The 19,745-nt window shown below is 63.9% G+C and carries 15 protein-coding genes and 1 pseudogene; 12 read left to right on the forward strand and 4 right to left on the reverse strand.

Annotated features, from left to right (window positions below; genetic code table 11):
- Positions 1-97: 97 nt before the first annotated feature.
- The 6 genes and pseudogenes from rlmN to CFR72_RS10180 all read left to right on the forward strand — a co-directional run.
- Positions 98-874 (forward strand): annotated as a pseudogene (gene rlmN, locus CFR72_RS10155) (23S rRNA (adenine(2503)-C(2))-methyltransferase RlmN); the annotation flags it as partial.
- 150 nt (positions 875-1,024) lie between these two features.
- Positions 1,025-2,254 (forward strand): argininosuccinate synthase, encoded by a 1,230-nt coding sequence (locus CFR72_RS10160; protein WP_110913841.1) that lies wholly within the window; start codon positions 1,025-1,027, stop codon positions 2,252-2,254.
- A 41-nt stretch (positions 2,255-2,295) separates the two neighbouring features.
- Positions 2,296-2,790: an FKBP-type peptidyl-prolyl cis-trans isomerase gene (locus tag CFR72_RS10165; protein ID WP_110913842.1), complete on the forward strand. Its 495-nt coding sequence runs from the start codon at positions 2,296-2,298 to the stop codon at positions 2,788-2,790.
- Positions 2,791-2,930: 140 nt separating this feature from the next.
- The gene (locus CFR72_RS10170) at positions 2,931-3,377 is read left to right on the forward strand and encodes a c-type cytochrome (protein ID WP_233043044.1); all 447 of its coding nucleotides are present in this window, start codon (positions 2,931-2,933) and stop codon (positions 3,375-3,377) included.
- 47 nt (positions 3,378-3,424) lie between these two features.
- The gene (gene trpS, locus CFR72_RS10175; RefSeq protein ID WP_110913844.1) at positions 3,425-4,420 is read left to right on the forward strand and encodes a tryptophan--tRNA ligase; all 996 of its coding nucleotides are present in this window, start codon (positions 3,425-3,427) and stop codon (positions 4,418-4,420) included.
- 16 nt (positions 4,421-4,436) lie between these two features.
- Positions 4,437-4,856 (forward strand): secondary thiamine-phosphate synthase enzyme YjbQ, encoded by a 420-nt coding sequence (locus tag CFR72_RS10180; RefSeq protein WP_110913845.1) that lies wholly within the window; start codon positions 4,437-4,439, stop codon positions 4,854-4,856.
- A gap of 35 nt (positions 4,857-4,891) precedes the next feature.
- Here the strand turns inward: CFR72_RS10180 and fghA are convergent, their stop codons facing one another.
- Entirely contained in the window at positions 4,892-5,767 is an 876-nt protein-coding gene (fghA, locus tag CFR72_RS10185; protein ID WP_110913877.1) for an S-formylglutathione hydrolase, read from the reverse strand.
- A 14-nt stretch (positions 5,768-5,781) separates the two neighbouring features.
- The gene (locus CFR72_RS10190) at positions 5,782-6,897 is read right to left on the reverse strand and encodes an S-(hydroxymethyl)glutathione dehydrogenase/class III alcohol dehydrogenase (protein ID WP_110913846.1); all 1,116 of its coding nucleotides are present in this window, start codon (positions 6,895-6,897) and stop codon (positions 5,782-5,784) included.
- Between the two features lie 243 nt (positions 6,898-7,140).
- Here CFR72_RS10190 and CFR72_RS10195 point away from each other — a divergent pair, with 243 nt between their 5' ends.
- Together CFR72_RS10195 and CFR72_RS10200 are read left to right on the forward strand one after the other, a co-directional pair.
- On the forward strand, positions 7,141-8,016 hold the full coding sequence (locus CFR72_RS10195) for a bestrophin family protein (protein WP_110913847.1): 876 nt from the start codon (positions 7,141-7,143) through the stop codon (positions 8,014-8,016).
- A gap of 75 nt (positions 8,017-8,091) precedes the next feature.
- A complete protein-coding gene (locus tag CFR72_RS10200; protein WP_110913848.1) occupies positions 8,092-8,688 on the forward strand; it encodes a CarD family transcriptional regulator in 597 nt (198 codons plus the stop codon).
- Positions 8,689-8,839: 151 nt separating this feature from the next.
- On the opposite strand, the gene CFR72_RS10205 is transcribed toward CFR72_RS10200, so the two are convergent.
- Together CFR72_RS10205 and CFR72_RS10210 are read right to left on the reverse strand one after the other, a co-directional pair.
- On the reverse strand, positions 8,840-13,027 hold the full coding sequence (locus CFR72_RS10205; protein ID WP_110913849.1) for a translocation/assembly module TamB domain-containing protein: 4,188 nt from the start codon (positions 13,025-13,027) through the stop codon (positions 8,840-8,842).
- Positions 13,027-14,910, reverse strand: a complete 1,884-nt coding sequence (locus CFR72_RS10210) for an autotransporter assembly complex protein TamA (RefSeq protein WP_244182247.1) — start codon at positions 14,908-14,910, stop codon at positions 13,027-13,029. Before CFR72_RS10210 ends, CFR72_RS10205 begins: the two co-directional genes overlap by 1 nt.
- Before the next feature lie 708 nt (positions 14,911-15,618).
- Between CFR72_RS10210 and miaB the strand changes: the two genes are divergently transcribed.
- The 4 genes from miaB to CFR72_RS10235 all read left to right on the forward strand — a co-directional run bounded on the left by miaB (position 15,619) and on the right by CFR72_RS10235 (position 19,613).
- The gene (miaB, locus tag CFR72_RS10220; RefSeq protein ID WP_408869970.1) at positions 15,619-16,932 is read left to right on the forward strand and encodes a tRNA (N6-isopentenyl adenosine(37)-C2)-methylthiotransferase MiaB; all 1,314 of its coding nucleotides are present in this window, start codon (positions 15,619-15,621) and stop codon (positions 16,930-16,932) included.
- A gap of 17 nt (positions 16,933-16,949) precedes the next feature.
- A complete protein-coding gene (locus tag CFR72_RS10225) occupies positions 16,950-18,101 on the forward strand; it encodes a PhoH family protein (protein ID WP_408869969.1) in 1,152 nt (383 codons plus the stop codon).
- A 130-nt stretch (positions 18,102-18,231) separates the two neighbouring features.
- Positions 18,232-18,678: an rRNA maturation RNase YbeY gene (ybeY, locus tag CFR72_RS10230; RefSeq protein ID WP_408869971.1), complete on the forward strand. Its 447-nt coding sequence runs from the start codon at positions 18,232-18,234 to the stop codon at positions 18,676-18,678.
- Entirely contained in the window at positions 18,675-19,613 is a 939-nt protein-coding gene (locus CFR72_RS10235) for a hemolysin family protein (RefSeq protein WP_110913853.1), read from the forward strand. The genes ybeY and CFR72_RS10235 overlap by 4 nt, the downstream gene beginning before the upstream one ends.
- Positions 19,614-19,745: the final 132 nt, after the last annotated feature.

Raw genomic sequence — 19,745 nt, forward strand, 5'->3', positions numbered from 1 at the left:
GTATCCTTCATCTGCCGTCCTTTCGCGCAGTCGTTTCTTCCAACGACCATTCTGGCACATTGCGATGCCGTGCGGGGAGGACGGCAACCACCCCATCTCACAGGTTGGCTGCACACTGTCATGCACCTTCTGCCATACCGGAACCCAGGGGTTGGTGCGCAATCTGGGTGCGGCGGAAATCGTGGGGCAGTTCATGGCCGCGCGTGACAGCTATGGCGAATGGCCCAGCCCCAAGGGCGAAACGCCACGCCTGCTGTCCACCATCGTGCTGATGGGCATGGGCGAGCCACTGTATAATTACGAAAACATCGCCAAGGCCATGAAGATCATCATGGATGGCGAAGGGATCGGCCTGTCGCGGCGGCGCATTACCCTGTCCACGTCCGGCGTCATCCCGATGATGGACCAGTGTGGTGATGAACTTGGCATCAACCTCGCCATTTCGCTGCATGCGGTGCGTGATGACCTGCGTGATGAACTGGTGCCGCTGAACCGCAAATATCCCATTGCCGACCTGATTGCCGCCTGCCGCCGATATCCGGCCGCCAGCAATGCGCGGCGCATCACGTTTGAATACATCATGCTGCGCGGCGTGAACGACAGCGAAGCCGATGCACGCGAACTGGTCCGCCTGATTGCGGGCATCCCGGCCAAGGTCAACCTGATCCCGTTCAACCCGTGGCCCGGCAGCAGGTTCCAGCCCTCCACGCGCGAACAGCTTGACCGTTTTGCGAATATCGTCATGGACGCCGGCTTCGCCTCCCCCATCCGCATGCCGCGCGGGCGTGATATCCTGGCCGCCTGCGGGCAGTTGCGCACCGAAAGCCAGCGCGCGCGTCGCCAGCCTTCCCCCACGGCCGTCGAAGGCGCCTGAACGCACCGGCCGGGCGCATGACTGCGCGATGGTGCGGATAAAACCGCGTCTCGCTGCTGGCCGTGGGCGTCCGGGGATGCTAGGACGGTATGCTGCCGACAGGGTGGTCGGCAGGAAATTTTCAGTTTTGTCGACAGGAGACCTCTCCCCATGGCCGCCAAGGACGTCAAGAAGGTTGTGCTCGCCTATTCAGGCGGTCTCGATACGTCCGTGATTCTTCGATGGTTACAGACCGAGTATGGCTGCGAAGTCGTAACCTTTACCGCCGACCTTGGTCAGGGCGAGGAACTGGAACCCGCGCGCAAGAAGGCCGAGATGTTCGGCGTGAAGGAAATCTTTGTCGAGGACCTGCGCGAGACGTTCGTCAAGGATTTCGTCTTTCCGATGTTCCGGGCCAATGCGCTGTATGAAGGCCAGTACCTGCTGGGCACCTCCATCGCGCGCCCGCTGATCGCACAGCGCCAGATCGAGATCGCCGAGCAGGTCGGTGCCGACGCCGTGGCGCATGGCGCGACCGGCAAGGGCAATGACCAGGTCCGCTTTGAACTGGCCTATTACGCGCTGAAGCCCGATATCACCGTGATCGCCCCGTGGCGTGAATGGGACCTGACTTCACGCACGAAGTTGCTGTCCTTTGCCGAGGAACACCAGATCCCCATCGCCAAGGACAAGCGTGGCGAGGCCCCCTTCTCCGTCGATGCCAACCTGCTGCATTCCTCGTCCGAAGGGAAGCTGCTGGAGGATCCGGCGGTCGGACCGGACGAGATCGTCTTCCAGCGCACCATCTCCCCCGAGGCAGCCCCCGACAAGGCGACGGAAATCACGATCGATTTCGTCTCCGGCGATCCGGTCGCCCTGAATGGCGAGGCCCTGTCGCCCGCGACGCTGCTGACGCGCCTGAACGAACTGGGCCGTGCGAATGGCATCGGGCGCCTGGACCTGGTGGAAAACCGTTTCGTCGGCATGAAGTCGCGCGGCATCTATGAAACGCCGGGTGGTACGATCCTGCTGACCGCGCATCGTAGCATCGAAAGCATCACGCTCGACCGCGAGGCGATGCACCTCAAGGACAGCCTGATGCCCCGCTATGCGGAGATCATCTATAACGGCCTGTGGTTCTCCCCGGAACGGCGGATGCTCCAGGCCCTGATTGACCAGAGCCAGCATTCGGTCAGCGGTCGCGTGCGCCTGAAGCTGTACAAGGGCAACGTGATCTGCGTTGGTCGCGAAAGCCCCAACAGCCTGTATGACACCCGCGTCGTCACGTTCGAGGATGACGAAGGTGCGTATAACCAGGCCGATGCACAGGGCTTTATCCGCCTGAACGCCCTGCGCCTGCGCCTTGGCGCCAAGATCGGCCGTCGTGGCGGCGCCCTTTGAGGAGTCGCGCCGTTCATTTCCATTCCATCAACCGAGGTGTCATGAAACGTTTTTCACGCGTCATTCCCTTTCTTCTGGCGACTGCGCTGGAGGTGCCGCTGGTTGCGTGTGGCGGAAGCAAAAAAGAAGATGAGCCTGAACTGACGCCCGCGCAGTTTATGGCGAACGTGAAGACGCAGCCCGGCGTGAAGGTCCTGCCGGACGGACTGGCGTACAAGGTGCTGAAGTCCGGGCCGAAGGACGGGGCGCAGCCCACGGTCAATGACAGCGTCATGGTCATCTATGAAGGTCGCCTGCCCGATGGCGGGATCTTTGACAGTTCGGACCAGCATGGGCATGGCGCCTATATGCAGATGCCGCTGGAAATGGTGATCAAGGGATGGCAGGAGGCGGTCCCCATTATGCATGTGGGTGACGTCTGGATGCTCTACGTCCCGCCGGAACTGGCCTATGGGCACAAGTCGATGGGGATCATCCAGCCTGACAGCCCGCTGATCTTCAAGATCCAGCTTCTTGGTGTATCGCGCTCCCACTAGGGGAGACGGACATCCGGGTCATGGTTTTTTGGAAACGCCACCAGGGTCCCTCTGGTGGCGTTTTTCATATCCCTTCCCGCCTGGCGGGGGTATCGTGCGGCATGCTGACTTTTCCAGACATGCGTCGCATCGCGAAAGGCATGATTCTCCTCTGTCTCGGGACATTTTCGCTGGCCGCCTGTTCGGGCAAGCATGAAGGGGCCGCGCGCTATCGCACCAATTGCGGTATCTGCCACCATAATGGCGAAGGCATGAAGGGCGAGATCCCGCCCCTGATCGGACGGATCGACCTGATCGCCTCCTCTGCCGAAGGGCGGCATTACCTGGCGGATGTCCTGCTCAACGGCCTGAACGGCCCGCTCGATATCAGGGGCGTGCATTACAATTTCTCGATGCCATCGTTCCGCACCCGCCTGTCGGACCACGAAATCGCATCCATCCTGACCTATCTGGCGGCGCGTGGGGATTCACCGACGCCGCCGGTCTTTACCGCCGATGAAATCGCGGCCGTACGGGCGCATCCCCTTCCCACCAGTGCCGTGGCGGAGGAGCGGCGGCGGCTTGATCAGATTCATCGTCTCCCCTGATATCAACGCGCTTGACGTGCGGGCGGGAAAGAGCGGAAAACAGCGGGATGCGACGCATATTTTCCGGCATCCAGCCGACTGGAATTCCGCAGCTTGGCAACTATCTCGGTGCGATACGCAACTGGGTTGGGCTGCAACGTGACAATGAATGCATATTCTGCCTTGTGGACATGCATGCCATCACCGTCTGGCAGGAGCCTGCGGCCCTGCGGGAACAGACGCTGGCGCAGACGGCGGTGCTGCTGGCCTCGGGCATTGATGTGCAGCGCCACATCCTGTTCAACCAGTCCGCCGTGACGGCGCATGCGCGCCTTGCGTGGATTTTCAACTGTGTGGCGCGCCTTGGCTGGCTGAACCGCATGACGCAGTTCAAGGACAAGGCGGGCAAGGACCGTGAAAACCATTCAGCGGGGCTGTATGTCTATCCCGACCTGATGGCGGCCGACATCCTGACCTACAAGGCGACGGCGGTGCCCGTGGGCGATGACCAGCGCCAGCATCTGGAACTGACCAACGATATCGCGCAGAAATTCAACCATGATTACGGGCTGGACTTCTTCCCCATCGTCGAGGCGCTGATCCCGCCGCAGGGCGCACGGATCATGAGCCTGCGTGACGGCACGAAGAAGATGTCCAAATCCGACCCTTCGGCCCAGAGCCGGATCGAGATGACGGACGACGCCGATACGATCGCGCTGAAGATCCGCCGGGCAAAGACCGACCCCGAGCCACTGCCGGGCGAGGAAGCCGGTCTGGAAAACCGTCCCGAGGCCCGTAACCTCGTGACGATCTATGCCACCTTGCAGCAGTGCAGCATTCAGGATGTGCTGAACCAGCATGGCGGCGAAGGCTTTGGTCCCTTCAAGAAGGCGCTGACCGATGTTCTGGTGCAGCATATCGCCCCCATCGCGGACGAGACGACGCGCCTGCTCAAGGAACCCGGATTCCTGCGCGATACGCTGCGTGACGGTGCGCGCCGCGCCAACGTGATTGCCGAACCCATCGTGGCCGAGGCGGAATCCCTTGTCGGGTTCCTGAAATAAGCGAAAGGAGCACACCATGCGTCAGGAACTGCACACTCTGCATGTCAGGACGCATGGCAAGGGACTGGTGCCCATTACCCGTCCGGTGATCGACTGGGTCGCATCCACGGGTATCGGCACCGGGCTCCTGACGCTGTGGTGCCGGCATACCTCGGCCAGCCTGACCGTGCAGGAGAACGCCGATCCCACGGTGCGCGAGGACATTGCCCGTTATTTCGAGGCGCTGGTACCCGAGGACCCGTCGCGCTATATCCATGATGACGAGGGGCCGGATGACATGCCCGCGCACCTGCGCACCATGCTGACCAATACGCAGCTTTCGATCCCTGTTGCGGACGGGTGTCCGGTGCTGGGTACGTGGCAGGGCCTGTATCTGTTCGAACACAGGCGCATGGCCCACCGGCGCGACATCGTGCTGCATATCATCGGCACCTGACATGCCAGCGGGTCCATGCCCGCCGGCATCGTTTATCAGGCAGGTGTGCCGGTCAGGATCGCGGCATGATGGCGGACATGGTCCTCGATAAAGGACTGTATGAACCAGTAGGAATGGTCGTATCCCGCATGCAGGCGCAGGTCCAGCGCCTGCCCGACTGATGTCGCGGCATCACGGAACAGGTCCGGGCGCAACTGGTCATGCAGGAACTGGTCCGCCTCCCCCTGGTCGATCAGGATGGTGGTGGGATGCATATGCCCCGCCTTCAGCAGCAGCGTTGCATCATGCGCGGCCCAAGTGGTGCGATCGGCCCCGAGATAGGTGGAAAATGCCTTTTCCCCCCACGGCACGATGGCCGGATGGACGATCGGGGCAAAGGCGGAGACCGATTTCCATTTCTGCGGTGCGCGCAGGGCATGGACCAGCGCGCCATGCCCGCCCATGGAATGTCCCATGATCCCGCGCCGTGACCCATCCAGTGCAAACAGGCGCTCCGTCAGGTGGGGCAGTTCGTCGCCCACATAGGTTCCCATGCGGTAATGCGCATCCCATGGCGCGCGCGTGGCGTCGAGGTAGAAACCCGCGCCAGTGCCAAGGTCATAGGCGTCGTCTTCGCCCGGCACCCCTGCCCCGCGCGGCGAGGTATCGGTCGCCACCAGCGCGATGCCATGACGCGCGGCAAAGCGGATGACGTTGGACTTGATCAGGAACGTCTCCTCTGTGCAGGTCAGGCCCGCCAGCAGGTGGATGACCGGCACACGCCGCGCCATGCTGGCCCCGGCGGGCATGAACACGGCGAAACGCGCCTCCAGTCCCAATGCGCGGGAGGCATGGCTGTAGAAGCCGACCCGGCCGCCACAGCAGGCATGTTCCGCACGGGTCGTCAGTTCCCCGCCGGGATCGGACAGCATCGTCGCATCCATGGTCAGAATTCGACCACGGTGCGGATGCTTTCGCCGCGCGTCATCATGTCAAAGCCTTCATTGATGCGCTCCAGCGGCAGGCGATGGGTGATCAGGTCGTCGATGTCGATGCGGTTTTCCATGTACCAGTCCACGATCTTCGGCACGTCGGTGCGTCCGCGCGCGCCGCCGAAGGCCGACCCGATCCAGCGCCGCCCGGTGACAAGCTGGAACGGGCGCGTGCTGATTTCCTGCCCCGCCCCCGCGACGCCGATGATGGTGGACACCCCCCATCCCCGGTGCGCGCATTCCAGCGCCTGGCGCATCAGGGTGGGATTGCCGACGCATTCAAAGGAATAATCCGCCCCGCCCCCGGTCAGTTCGACCAGATGCCCGACAATGTCGCCATTGGGGCCAAGGTCGTTGGGATTGACGAAGTCGGTCATGCCGAACTTGCGGGCGATGGCTTCGCGCGCGGGGTTGATGTCAACGCCGATGATCCTGTCCGCGCCGACCATCTTCGCGCCCTGGATCACGTTCAGGCCGATCCCGCCCAGCCCGAAGACCACGACGGAGGCCCCGGCCTCCACCTTGGCGGTGAACAGGACCGCGCCGATGCCGGTGGTCACGCCACAGCCGATATAGAATACCTTGTCGAAGGGCGCGTCGGGGCGGATCTTCGCCAGCGCGATTTCGGGCAGCACCGTATAGTTCGCAAACGTCGAGCAGCCCATATAATGGTGGATCGGCTGCCCCTTGAACGAAAAGCGCGATGTCCCGTCGGGCATCAGGCCCTTGCCCTGTGTTGCGCGGATGGCGGTGCACAGGTTGGTCTTGCGCGACAGGCACGACTTACATTCGCGGCATTCGGGGGTATAGAGCGGGATGACATGGTCGCCCGGCTTCAGGTGACGCACGCCCGGCCCGACCTCGACCACGACGCCGGCACCTTCATGACCCAGGATCGCGGGAAACAGCCCTTCGGGATCGGCACCGGACAGGGTGTACTTGTCGGTATGGCACAGGCCCGTCGCCTTGATTTCCACCAGCACCTCGCCCTCACGCGGTCCTTCAAGCTGCACGGTCTCGATTTCCAGCGGTTTCCCGGCTTCGAACGCAACGGCGGCCCTGACATCCATGATCTGTAAACCCTTTTCCAGCAAGATAAAGTGACGGGTGGCTGGGACACATAAGAAACGTCCGACACCCCTTGCGTCAATGTCGATGCGACAGTGTGGGAATGTGTGGCGGGTATTACAAATTATGCAATCGTGAGGGCGGGACGTTTCCATCCATGCCGATATGGTATGTGCGGAATCATGGTACGGACCATCCGGTCCGCACCTGTTCCATCGACCCCATCATTTCAGGACATTGCCCAGATGATCGTGAATCGCAGGATCGGATTGTGGATACTCATGCGCGAAAGCCTGCTGTCCCTCGTGCTGCTGTGCGCGTGGGATGTGGTGGTTGTCGTCATGTTCCAGATCTATCATCAGGACTGGATGGAGCAGCCGACGCTGCCGATCTCCCTGATCGGCTCGGCGCTGGTCCTGTTCATGAGCTTTCGCAACAACACCGCCTATAACCGCTGGTGGGAGGCGCGCACCCTGTGGGGGGCCGTCACCAACAACAGCCGTTCCTTCGGGCGGCAGGTCGGCACGATCCTGCGTGGCAGCCCCGAACTGGCGCGTGCGATGGCGGCCTACCCGCATGCGCTGCGCGGTGCGCTGGGCCGCACCGACACGATGGAGGATGTCAGGCGCCTGCTGCCCGAAGACATGCTGCGCGGGATCGAGGGACATGCCAACATCCCGGCCGCCATCCTGTTCCAGCTTGGCCTGGGCGTTGATGCCCGTGCCCGCGCGCTGGGGATCGATGGCGCGCTGCAGGGACAGATCGACCGCATCCTGTCGGACCTGAGCAATGCGCAGGGCGGGCTGGAACGGATCCGCAACACGCCGCTGGCGATCCAGTTTTCCGTGCTGCCCAAGCTGGTGGCGGCGGTTTTCTGCATCATCCTGCCGCTGTCAATGGTGCAGACCCTGGGCTGGATCACGCCGCTGGGATCGTCGCTGGTCGGGTTGCTGTTCGTGGCGCTGGACAAGATCGGCAGCGACCTTCAGGAACCCTTTGCCACCACCCCGCATGGCATGCCGATGCGCACGATCGCGCGCACCATCGAAATCGACCTGCTGCAGTCGTGCGGACAGCCAGCCCCCCCTGCCCTTGCCGCCGTGCGTGGTGTGCAGAACTGAAACATTCGGCGGATGCACCGCCATGGCTTTCGATCAGTCAAGACATATGGGGAAATTTATGCTATATGACATGTCATGAGCATGTTCAGAACGACCCCGAAGGGCAGTGTGACCGATGCAATGGCGCGGACCGCAGCAGCAGTAACCGCCGCCGAAGCCAAGAGCAGCAAGCCGGAAAAGGACGAGGATCCGTTCCGCGAAGGTGACGCCATCGTCTATGCGGCGCATGGCGTGGGACGGGTTGACCGGATCGGCATTGACGAGATCGCGGGAACGAAGCTGGAAATGATCCAGATTTCGTTCCCCGGCAACCAGATGACGCTGCGTATCCCCCTGTCCAAGGCCCGCAAGTCCGGCCTGCGCAAGATCGTCTCACGCGAGATCGTGGACAAGGCCATGGCGATCATCAAGGGCAAGCCCCATGTCAGCCGTGGCATGTGGGCGCGTCGCGCCGTCGCCTATCAGGAAAAGATCAACTCCGGCGACTTGGTCCAGATTGCCGAAGTGCTGCGCGACCTGCGCCGCAATGTCGATAGCCTCGATGGCAGCTTCAGCGAGCGCAAGCTGTTCGAAGCCGCGCAGGAGCGTTTCGTGGCCGAGGTCGCGGTGCTCGAAGGCAAGGAACCTGCCGTCGTGCTGGAAACGCTGACTGCCGTCATGAAGGCCGCCTGACCTTTTTTTCGCCCACCTTTATGCGTCTTCCCCGCCTGCCAGACCCCGTCGTCTGGCAGGCTTTTTCATGACAGGGTTTCGGGTGAAGCTTTCTGTCTGCAAAGCTTCAGGAGAGTTTCCACCCGGTCATCATCCCGTTGCGGGACATGCCTCAGTAATTGAACTGGTAGAGCAGGCCGATGCTGCTGCCGGGATCGTTTTCGGGCGTTGTAAAGCCGGTCACGTTGCCGCCGGTCCCGACCGTCGTGTTGAGCTTGAGGCGCTTGGTCAGGTCCACCTGCACCTGCGCCTGCGTGCCCGATCCCGATGTTGCCTGTTTCGCCCCGACATAGACGCCGCGCATGACGTATTTCCCTGCCTCGATACTGCCGGTGTCGTTGCCGCCCGACCCGTTGGACGAACTGCTCATCTGCAGGCGGTCGAGATGCAGCGTCTTGCGCACGATGCCTAGTGGGTCAAAGGCCGAACCGCCGCTGATGGTGGCGATGGCCGAGGCGATTTCCGCCATCTGCGTGGGCGACAGCGACTGTGAATCCGTCCCGAACAGCAGGATCGCCAGGATCTGGTCCTGCGACAGCGGCGGGGTGGAGGAGAAGGTGATTTTCGGCGCGCTGGCGTAACCGCCGACATTCAGCCGCGCCGTACCTTCGTTCGTGCTGCGCTCCGCCACGAAATCAAGGCTGGGGTCGATGCTGTGGGTGACGCCCATGCCATCGAACCCGACCTTGCCCTTGCTGAAATTGAGCGAAATCCCGCCAAGGGCGAAGGTTCCCTTGGCCATGGAAAACGACCCCGTCACCACGGGCGTATCGGTGGTCCCGCCCAGATGCAGGTTGCCGTGCATTTCGGTATTCAGCCCATGCCCGCGCACAAAGAACTGCCCCGGGGAGCGCAGGGCAAGGTCAAGGCCGATGACCAGCGGGGATTGCGGCTGCTGGGCCACGGCAGCGGCATCGTCGGGGCGAATGACATTGAGGTGCGCGACCGATGTCGGCAGGGAATCGGGAATGTTCACGTCCACCCGTGACAGGGTGATGTCCCCTCCCGCGTTGATGCGCGATGCAAGCTGCCCCTTGACGTTCAGGTTGGCATCAAGGGTCGCGGTGATGAGGTCGCTGGCCAGGGGGCGGGCGTTGCGTGCCGTAAGGGTCAGGTCAATGGGATGGCCGGGTTCGAAGATGCCATAGGAACCGGCGGCCGTGATGGTCCCCTTGCCCGCGGTGGCGCCAAGGGACTGGATGACAAGCCGGTTGCCCTGCGCCAGCACGCTGCCCTTGATGGCCGAAAGCTGGACGCCCTGTGCGTAGTCATGGAACGTGCCGTCCGCAAGGTCGAGCGTGCCGGAGATGAGCGGAAGTTTCGGCGTGCCGCGTACGTCCACGTTCATCCGCAGCATCCCGCCCGCCTGCCGCGCCTGCGCACCGAGATAGGCGTTCGCCGCGGCAAGGTCGATCGTACCGGCAGAATGCAGCGCCAGCGGGCCGTTCATGCTGGTTGGTGCATCCCCCCTCACACTCAGGCTGGCCTGCTGCCCGGCATTCAGGCTGGCGTCCACCCGCGCCGTGGCCCCGTTCAGCACGGCGGTCGCATCAAGGCTGGCAGCGGCAAGGGAGGAGGTATAGTCCGTATGGTATTTCAGCCCGCTGGCCCGCAGCGTGACCTGCCCGCCCGGCCGCGCCAGCGTTCCCGTCAGCCGCGCCTGTGCCGAGATTTCGCCTTCCGCGCGCAGGGAGGGCATCAGCGGCCGCAGCAATGCGGGGGTGACATGTGTAAGTTCGGCCCTGAGGTCAAGGGCCGGTCGAACCGAGCCGGCGATGTCGATGCTGGCGGCCTGTCCCTGCGGTGGGGAAAGGGTCGCGCGCATATGGTCAACCCCCATCGTCGGGCCATAGCTGACGGTGGCGGGCGCCAGCAGTTGCAGCCGTTCGCCGCGTAATTCGCCCGACAGGGTACGGGCCGTGGCCCTGTGCCCCGGAATATCCAGCAGCAGCGCCGTATCGAAGGCTGCCGGACCAAGCTGTGTCGTCGTCAGGCGTGATGTGGCGCTGACCATCAGGGCATTCAGTGGTCCCTTGGCCGTGACATGGGCATTGCCACGGATGTCGTTGATGGCCGCATCATCAATGCGCAGGTCAAGGTCCGGGTGCGGCGCATCCACCGGGTCGCGGATCGTGCCGCCAAGCTGCAGCCGCCCGATATTGGCCCAGGGCGAACCGATGCCGCCATCAAGGTTGAGCGAGACGACCGGGGGCGTCGTCCCCGTGCCGGCGGTGGTGTGGACGGCGGTTGCGACATGCCCGGTGATGTCATGCCCCAGAAGGTCGCGCCAGTCCGCCAGTCGCGCCATATGGATGTCCATCGTGCCCGACGGCACCATGTGCCCTTCCGGCAGGGTCATGTCCGCCTGCCCCGACAGGCTTTTCCATGACAGTTGCGCAAGGCGCAGGTGGCGCGTCCCGTCCGTACCGCTCGCCAGTGACGCGGACAGGGCGACCGGCGCGCGGTCCAGCGTGCCCGTGATGCTCACCTCCCCTTCACGCACTGCGGGCAGGTGGCGGAAATTCACGTCGGTCGTCAGGTGTCCCGGCTGGATCTGCGGCGTTCCGATCTGTGTCTGTGCATGCACGATGGCGGCAAGGTCATTGACCGGTCCCTTCGCACTCAGTGTCAGGTTGCTCTGCCCGCGCAGGGAGGGCGCGAGTTTCTGCAGGTCCAGCAGCGCAAGCTGCGCCGTAAGGTCGAGTTGCGTGGGCGATGACAGTGTGACCGTGCTGTTTCCCGCGTCCAGATGCAGGGTCTGTCCGTCCACTTTCAGGGTCTGCAGGCGCACCACGCGCGGCGAACCGTCGGCGGGGGGCAGGCTGGCCATCACCTGCACCTGTCCACTTTTGCCGATCAGGCCGGCCGCCTGTGCCTGCCCGCCCGTCAGCGCCACCTGCCCGTCAAGTGCGACCCGTCCCGCCGTTTTCGCGTCCGGCACGTCGAAATTCGCATGCAGGTGCGCATTGCCCTCCAGTCTGGTTGAAGCCAGCGCGGAAAGCGGGGCGAGTTGCGGCAGGTCGAGCGTCACGTCGCCCTGCCGGGGCGCGGTGGTGCGGATGTTCCCCTTCATCTGCAACAGGTCGTGCGTCACCGTGATATCGGCGGGTGCACCCTGCGCATCTGGCCGCCATGTCAGGTCGATGGCAACCGGCCGGGCTGCGAAAATGGTGGGATGTGCACCCGGTATCCTCAGCCCGTCGATATCGGCATGGACATTTATGGCATCATTCGCAGTCTGGCCCGAAAGCCCGCTGAAGACGGCATGTAGGGTATTGAGGCCCACCGCCCCCTGGTTCAGTTGCCAGATATCGAGGGTCCCCTGCCCGGTGGGACGTTCCATCGTCCCGCCGAGTTCGGTGTGCAGTGCAATCGACTGCCACCCCGTATCCGGTCCCAGCGTCATGGCCGGGGCGTCAAGGCTGGCGCGCAGGCGCATGGCGTGGTGGACCAGCCCGACCTGCCCGTCGATATGCGCCTGCGCCGCGCCGGCCTGCATGGCCAGCGCAAGGGTGCTGCGGTCACGCGGGCCACTGACATGCATGTCGAGGTTGAGCGGCGCAAGCATCGGCAGGCCGCTCAGCGTGCCGAGGAATCCCTCTTTTTCCTCATGCGCATGGACATCAAGGGCAAGTGTGCCGGTGTCCAGTTGGGTACGGACCGACAGCAGCCCCGGATGGTCCAGTCGCTGGACCATGAGGTTGATGTCGGCCGCCGGCAGCGTCGCGACCGATATGCCATTGAGGACGGGTGCGATATCCGCAAGGCGTGCGTGCCCGTCCAGGCTGAAGGTCGCGGGCAGGCGCGCAATGGGGGTGCCGACATCAATGCGGGCGATATGGGCATGGCGGATATCCACGCCCATATGCAGGTTGTCATTGCCCGGTTTGCCGGGCGGCGACGGGTGCGCGGGGTCTTCCTCGCTCAGGCGGGGGATCGACAGGTGGGCGATGGAGATGCTGTCCACCACCGCCCTGCGCAACAGCAGGCGCGTGGGTGACCAGTCCAGCGCAAGGTCGTCGATCGCAAGCCATGTGCCGCGATAGTCGTCAAGCTCCAGATGTGCGATCCGCAGCGAATCAGGAAACCGCCCCGAAAGCCCTGCCATCCGCACGCTGCCGCCCGTCAGGCCCGGCAGGCGGCGTTCGATTTCGTGGCGGCCCACCCCGGTATTGGCGCCGACAAGGATCAGCGCGAACGCCAGCACGACCAGCCCTGCTGGCACGCCAAGGAGCAGCCCCGCGATCTTGAGCAGCGTCTTCCAGGTGATGTGACGGGCCGGTTCCTGCGTCTCGCTCATCAGAACGTTTCCCCCAGCCCGACATACAGTTCCCATTTATCGCCGCGTGGCGGACGGTTGAGCGGCACGGCAATGTCCAGCCGCACGGGGCCGATGGGCGTGTAATACCGCGCCCCGGCCCCCGCGCCCGCGCGCAATGTCCCCTTGAACGGCGTGCTGCCGTCGGATACCTGGCCTGCGTCGATAAAGCCGACCGCGCCAAATTTCTGCAAGATGCGCTGCCGGTATTCCAGCGACCCGGCATCCATCGACGTGCCGCCAATGGCATAGCGGCTGTTGGGGAACTGCGGCCCCACCCCCTGGTAGCGGTAGCCGCGCACGGTCGCGCTGCCACCGGCATACAGGCGCTGGTCAGGGGGAATGGCATAGGTGGACGCCCCTTCGACATTGCCGATCGTCCCGCGCACGGCAAACACGCTGCGCCCCTTGCGCGCCAGCCCGAGGTTGGCAAGGTCGAAATAGGTCGAGACCGTCGCCTGCATGATCATGAAGAACGACGTCCCGTCCTCCAGCGAGGCGGAGGGCGTGACATTCATGCTGATGCGCACGCCATGGGTCGCGGGCATGATGGGGTTGTCCACCCCGGTCCCGTCATAGGTCGCGCTCAGCGGCAGGGAGACGATGAAATAGCTGTTCGTCTGTGACATCTGGTCGATGCGTTCCTGCTCCACCTCCCCGCCAAAGGCGACATTCCAGTGGGAACTGATGCGGCGCACGATGCCCGCGCGGGCAAGGACGGCGGTCTGGCGATAGGAATACAGAAGCTGGCGGATCCCCTCGAGCCGCTCGCTGAGGTTCTGGTTGCGCGAGCCGAAATCCGGCTTCATCAGGTCGGCATACAGGTCATAGCCCAGCCCCTGCTCGGCGGAGCCGCCAAGGCCCGTCGCAAGGGCGGTCAGGCGCAGGCGCTCGGCATTGCCGAACAGGTTGCGATGCGTCCACGACACGCCGACGCGCCCGCCAAGGTCCGTCGAATATCCGCCTTCGACCCCGACGCTGTGCAGCTTCGATTCCGCGAAACTGAAGTCTAGCGGCAGCGTCCCGTCGGAGGCCAGTTTCTGCTCGTGATGGACCTGCACGTCGGAAAACACACCCATTGACGACAGCCCCTGCCGGGCGGCCTCGATGCGTGATGGCTGGTACAGTTCACCGGGGGCGATGGTCAGGCGGCGCACGACATAGGCGGGATGGGTCCGGCGCAGGCCGCTGAAGCTGAAAGCGCCGAGGTTGACCACCGGGCCGCGTGTCACCGTAAAGGCGACGTCGATGGTGCGTGTCTGGGGGCGCAGCCAGGCCTGCGGCGTGCTGACATCGGCAAGGGCGTATCCCTCTTCGGCAAGCGTCGTCTGGAGTTGTGACTGCGCCCTGAGGATATTGGCGGCGATCGCAGGGTCGCCCGTCTTGATGCCCATGGCGCCATTTTCGTGGGGGTCAAGCTTTACCGGCGGCTGTCCCTTTGCCGCGACGATGCTGATGGCGCCGATATGGTACTGTGGCCCCTTGGTGATGGAAACGCTGATTTCCATCTTCTGGTTCGCCGGGATGGCCTGCATCCATTCTGGCAGGTCGGGATCATGCCCGTCCTGCGGTGTCGATGTTCCATTCTTGGACGCAATCGCCGCCTGTATCGCGATGGTGGGCGCGTAATAGCCGAAGCTTTCCAGCGCGCTGCGGATGCGGGCGTAATCGTTGTGAATCCGCCCGACAAGGGCGAAGGGACTGACGGTATGGGTCTTCTGCAGTCCCAGCAGGTCGGAAGACGCGCGCACGGCAGCATCGAGATCCGCATTGCCGGTGGGATGGATCACGGTGACATAGGGCTGCGGGTCGGCCGCGCGCGCAGGTGCCGTCCCCGCGCACAGCGCGGCGATGCACAGGGTCATGCTGCTCAGGCATGCGGGAAACCGCCAGTGTGGGCTACATGAAAATGGCCCGGTTTCACCCGGTGCGGACCACGATTGCCGTGTCGTTAGAAAGTGACGAAAAAACGTCAAGTCGTCCCCATTCCCGGTTCTGTCATCCATCCACCTGCCATGGGCATGTTAAGCACGGAGTCTGCGCATGGTGATATGGAAAATCCCTCTCAATGGGTATCTGACATTCCGGCGATGCATATTCAAACCCATATTCACTTAGGTAATGCGGGTCGAGGGCTGAATTAAGGGTCAAATATGGTCATAAGGTGAATATGGCCACGCAATGCCGGCAGAAGTAACGTGGCCCGGCATGCGCCTGTTCCCGGTCGTCCCCGGCATGGCGTCCCCGTATGTGGCGGGACGGCGGGATGCCAAAACTGTCCTTGACAAAACCCCCGCGTCATCCGTCATGATCGGCCTGCTAGATACACTGGGTCGGTCATCCCATCGGGGGATAATGTCACGATATGGGTTCTTCGTCCTTTATGACATGTGGTTTCGGGTCTTGACCATCCGCGCGACAGACACGATGTGTTTGCGCCGCCCCGCGGGATCGTCCCGCCTGATGTCAAGGAACCCGTTTGCGTGAATGAGATGACCCCCCTTCCCTGCGCCCCTACCGCGCGGTCCGGCAAGCAGGCACGTGGATTGCATGTCATCACGTGTGGCTGTCAGATGAACGTGTATGACAGCGAGCGGATGACCGATGTCCTGCGCCCGCTGGGGTACGAGGCGGTCGATGCGCCCGACCGCGCCGACATGATCATCCTCAATACCTGCCATATCCGTGACCGCGCGGCGGAGAAGGTCTTTTCCGAACTCGGGCGGCTGCGGCTGGTCAAGGAAGCCCGCGCGCAGGCCGGGCAGCAGACCGTCCTGGCGGTGGCGGGATGCGTGGCGCAGGCGGAAGGGCGCGAGATTCTGGCCCGTGCGCCCTATGTCGATATCGTGCTGGGGCCGCAGACCTATCACCGCCTGCCCGAAATGGTCGCCCGCGCTGCCCGTGCCGCAGGTGCGGTGATCGAGACCGATTTCCCGGTGGAGCAGAAATTCGACTTCCTGCCCCCCGAGCGCGAGGTACCAGAAGGTGGTGCGGCGTTCCTGACCATTCAGGAAGGGTGCGACAAATTCTGCTCCTTCTGCGTCGTGCCCTACACCCGTGGCGCGGAGGCCAGTCGTCCCGTCGCCGCCGTGCTGGAGGAGGCGCGCAGGCTTGTGGCGCATGGCGTGCGCGAAATCACGCTGCTGGGCCAGAACGTCAATGCCTATCACGGAGGAGGCCCGGATGGCGCGACATGGGACCTTGCACGGCTGGCGACGGAACTGGCGCGGCATGTGGGGGTGGAGCGCATCCGCTATACCACGTCGCACCCGCGTGACATGGGCGATGACCTGATTGCCGCCCATCGCGACCTGCCCGCGCTGATGCCGTTCCTGCACCTGCCGGTGCAGTCGGGTTCGGACCGTGTGCTGGCGGCGATGAACCGTGGGCACACGGCGCAGGAGTACCGTGACCTCGTGGCGCGCCTGCGCGCGGCGCGACCGGACCTTGCGCTGTCGTCGGACTTCATCGTCGGCCATCCCGGCGAAACCGACGAGGATTTTGAACAGACGATGCAACTGATCCGCGACATCGGCTTTGCTCAGGCATATTCGTTCAAATACTCGCCACGTCCGGGCACCCCTGCATCGAACGCTGGCGCGCAGGTGCCCGAGGACGTGAAGGATGCGAGGCTGCAGCGGTTGCAGGCGTTGCTGCGTGAACAGCAGGACGCCTTCAACGCGGCCAGCGTGGGACAGCGCGTGGATGTGCTGTTTACCGGTCGCGGGCGCAAGCCGGGGCAGATTTCGGGCAAGAGCCCATATCTGCAGGCCGTGCATGTCGAAGGCCCCGACAGCCTGATCGGACAGGTGGCGGAGGTCGAGATCGTGAAGCTGCACACCAATTCACTTGGCGGTGTGCTGACAGGGGAGACAGACAGGGCTTGAGAGAACACGCGGCATCCATGATCCCCTCCCGCCGCCCGGGGGGCGGCCGGACTCCTTCCGTCACCGGCAGGCCGCCTGCGGCATCCGGCGCCCATACCGTGACGATGCAGTTTGACGACAATGCCCTGCTGGCCCAGTTGGTGGGGGGGCACGACCGCCATCTCCTCCATCTTGAACGTGGCTTTGATGTGCGGCTGTCATGCCGGGGGAACAGGATCGCCATTACCGGAAGCCCCGAACGGGTCGCGGTGACGCAGTCCGCCCTGACGTCGCTGTACCGCCGCCTGCAGGATGGCCATGCCCTCGACAGTGGAGAGGTGGATGCGGCCATCCGCATGTCCGCCCAGCTTTTTTCCGCCCCGGACACATCACTGGACACGTCAAAGGACCCGCGCCCCATGGCCCCTGTCTCCCCCCTCGCGCGGCCGGACGCCGCGGCCGCGCGCGTGTCGGACCTTCCCACCATCATGACGCGCCGTGGCGCGATCGCGCCACGTTCCGCCGGGCAGGCGCGTTACATGGACATGCTGGCGCGACAGGAAATGGTCTTTGGCATCGGGCCTGCGGGGACGGGCAAGACGTACCTTGCCGTGGCGCAGGCTGTCGCCATGCTCCAGGCAGGTCAGGTGGACCGTATCGTCCTGTCCCGTCCCGCCGTCGAGGCCGGGGAGCGCCTGGGCTTCCTGCCCGGTGACATGAAGGACAAGATCGATCCCTACCTGCGGCCACTGTATGACGCGCTGCACGATATGATGCCGGGCGACCAGGTGATGCGCCGCATGGCCACGGGGGAAATTGAGGTCGCCCCCCTCGCCTTCATGCGTGGCCGCACGCTGGCGCACAGTTTCGTGATCCTTGATGAGGCGCAGAACACGACATCCGCGCAGATGAAGATGTTCCTGACCCGCATGGGCACGGGCACCCGCATGGTCATTACCGGCGACCTGAGCCAGGTCGATCTGCCGCGCGGCGTGACGTCAGGCCTGCGCGAGGCGGTGGAGACACTTGAGGGCTTGCCCGGAATCGCCATGACACGGTTTGAATCGCGTGACGTAGTGCGTCATCCGCTGGTTGCGCGTATAGTGGATGCATACGATCAGCGTGCCGAGGCCAGCAAGGACGCCTCGCGCACCAGATCGCGGCAGGAGAACAATGGAACCGCGAAGTAGAATAGCCCCCGTCCCTTCAACGGACGGGGTGCATGAAGATACCAGGCCCGCCGGTCAGGATGACGGGCCGGTCCCACAATCGCCCTTTGGCGATGACATCGATGTCAGCATTACCGACCGGCGCTGGCATATGGCAATGCGCGATCCGGCGCGCGATGTGAAACGTGCGGTCGGGACCGCGATGCGCGAACTTGGCGTATCCGTATGCGTGACCGTCGTGCTGGCGGATGACCGCACGGTCCAGCGCCTGAACCATCTTCACCGGGACAAGAATAAACCCACCAATGTCCTGACATTCGAATACGCCCCGGCGGGTTCGGGCACGTGGCTGTGGGGTGGCGACATCATCCTTGCCTTTCCCACGGTCCGGCGCGAGGCGCAGGCGGCGGGACGGACGGTGCGCAACCACATGATGCACCTGCTGGTGCATGGCGTGCTGCACCTGTCGGGATATGACCACCACCATGCGGGTGAAGCACGCGCCATGGAGATGGAGGAGGCGCGCATCCTGGGGCGCATGGGTATTCCCAACCCGTGGAAACGCCGTAATGGCCGCGAAGCCGGGGCGCCACGATGACCCGCCCCCCTTCTCCCCCGGCCGAATCCGGTGCGGCCACGCCTGCCCCCCGGGGACGTGGTTTCCTGTCCCTGTTCGGGCGGCGGCGCAACAGCGACCAGGGCCTGCGGCATTCGATCGCGGCACTGGTCAAGGAAGCGGATGCGGCGGCCGATGACACGACGGAATCCCCATCCTCGGAACTTGACCGGCAGGAGCGTGCGCTGCTGGCCAATGTCCTGCGCCTGCGTGGCATCACCGCCGATGACGTGATGATCCCGCGCGCCGATATCGTGGCCATGCCCGCCTCCATCAGCCTGGATGAGGCACTGGCGATGATGCGGCGTGAAAACCATTCGCGCATGCCGGTCTATCGCGACCAGCTTGATGACATCGTGGGCATGATCCATGTGAAGGACCTCATCGCCTATCTTGGCACCAGCGAGGCCTTCAGTATCGAACCGCTGCTGCGCCAGCCCCTCATGGTGGCGCCACAACTGCCGGTGCTGGACCTGCTGTTGCAGATGCGGTTGCGGCATGTGCATCTCGCGCTTGTGATTGACGAATATGGCGGTATCGACGGGCTTGTCACCATCGAGGACCTGATCGAAACCATCGTGGGCGACATTTCCGACGAACATGACGAACCCACGGTGGCGATGTTGCAGGAACGCAATGACGGCACGTTCGACGTCGATGCGCGCCTGCCCATCGCACAGTTCGAACAGCGCACCGGCCCCATCCTGACGCAGGATGAGCGCGAGGCGGAAATCGAGACGGTGGGTGGCCTTGTCTTCCGGCTGGCGGGCCATGTGCCGACCCGGGGCGAGGTCGTGACGCATGAAAGCGGCACGGTCTTTCGCATCCTTGATGCGGATGCCCGCCATATCCGCAAACTGCGGGTCCGCCCGGTTGCCGATCCCGTGGCGGACCCGGTGCCCGCGCCACAGAAATAGGACATGCCCGTCACGGCCGCATGACATGCAGCTGACGCCCGACATGCCGGTCAGCCCCGCTGGCGGTCATGGCCGGGCGTCATTGGCCTTGACGCACCCGTCCTTTGACAGTTCTTTGCGATATCACGATGC

The sequence above is a fragment of the Gluconacetobacter entanii genome, assembly GCF_003206495.1.
Classification (GTDB): domain Bacteria; phylum Pseudomonadota; class Alphaproteobacteria; order Acetobacterales; family Acetobacteraceae; genus Novacetimonas; species Novacetimonas entanii.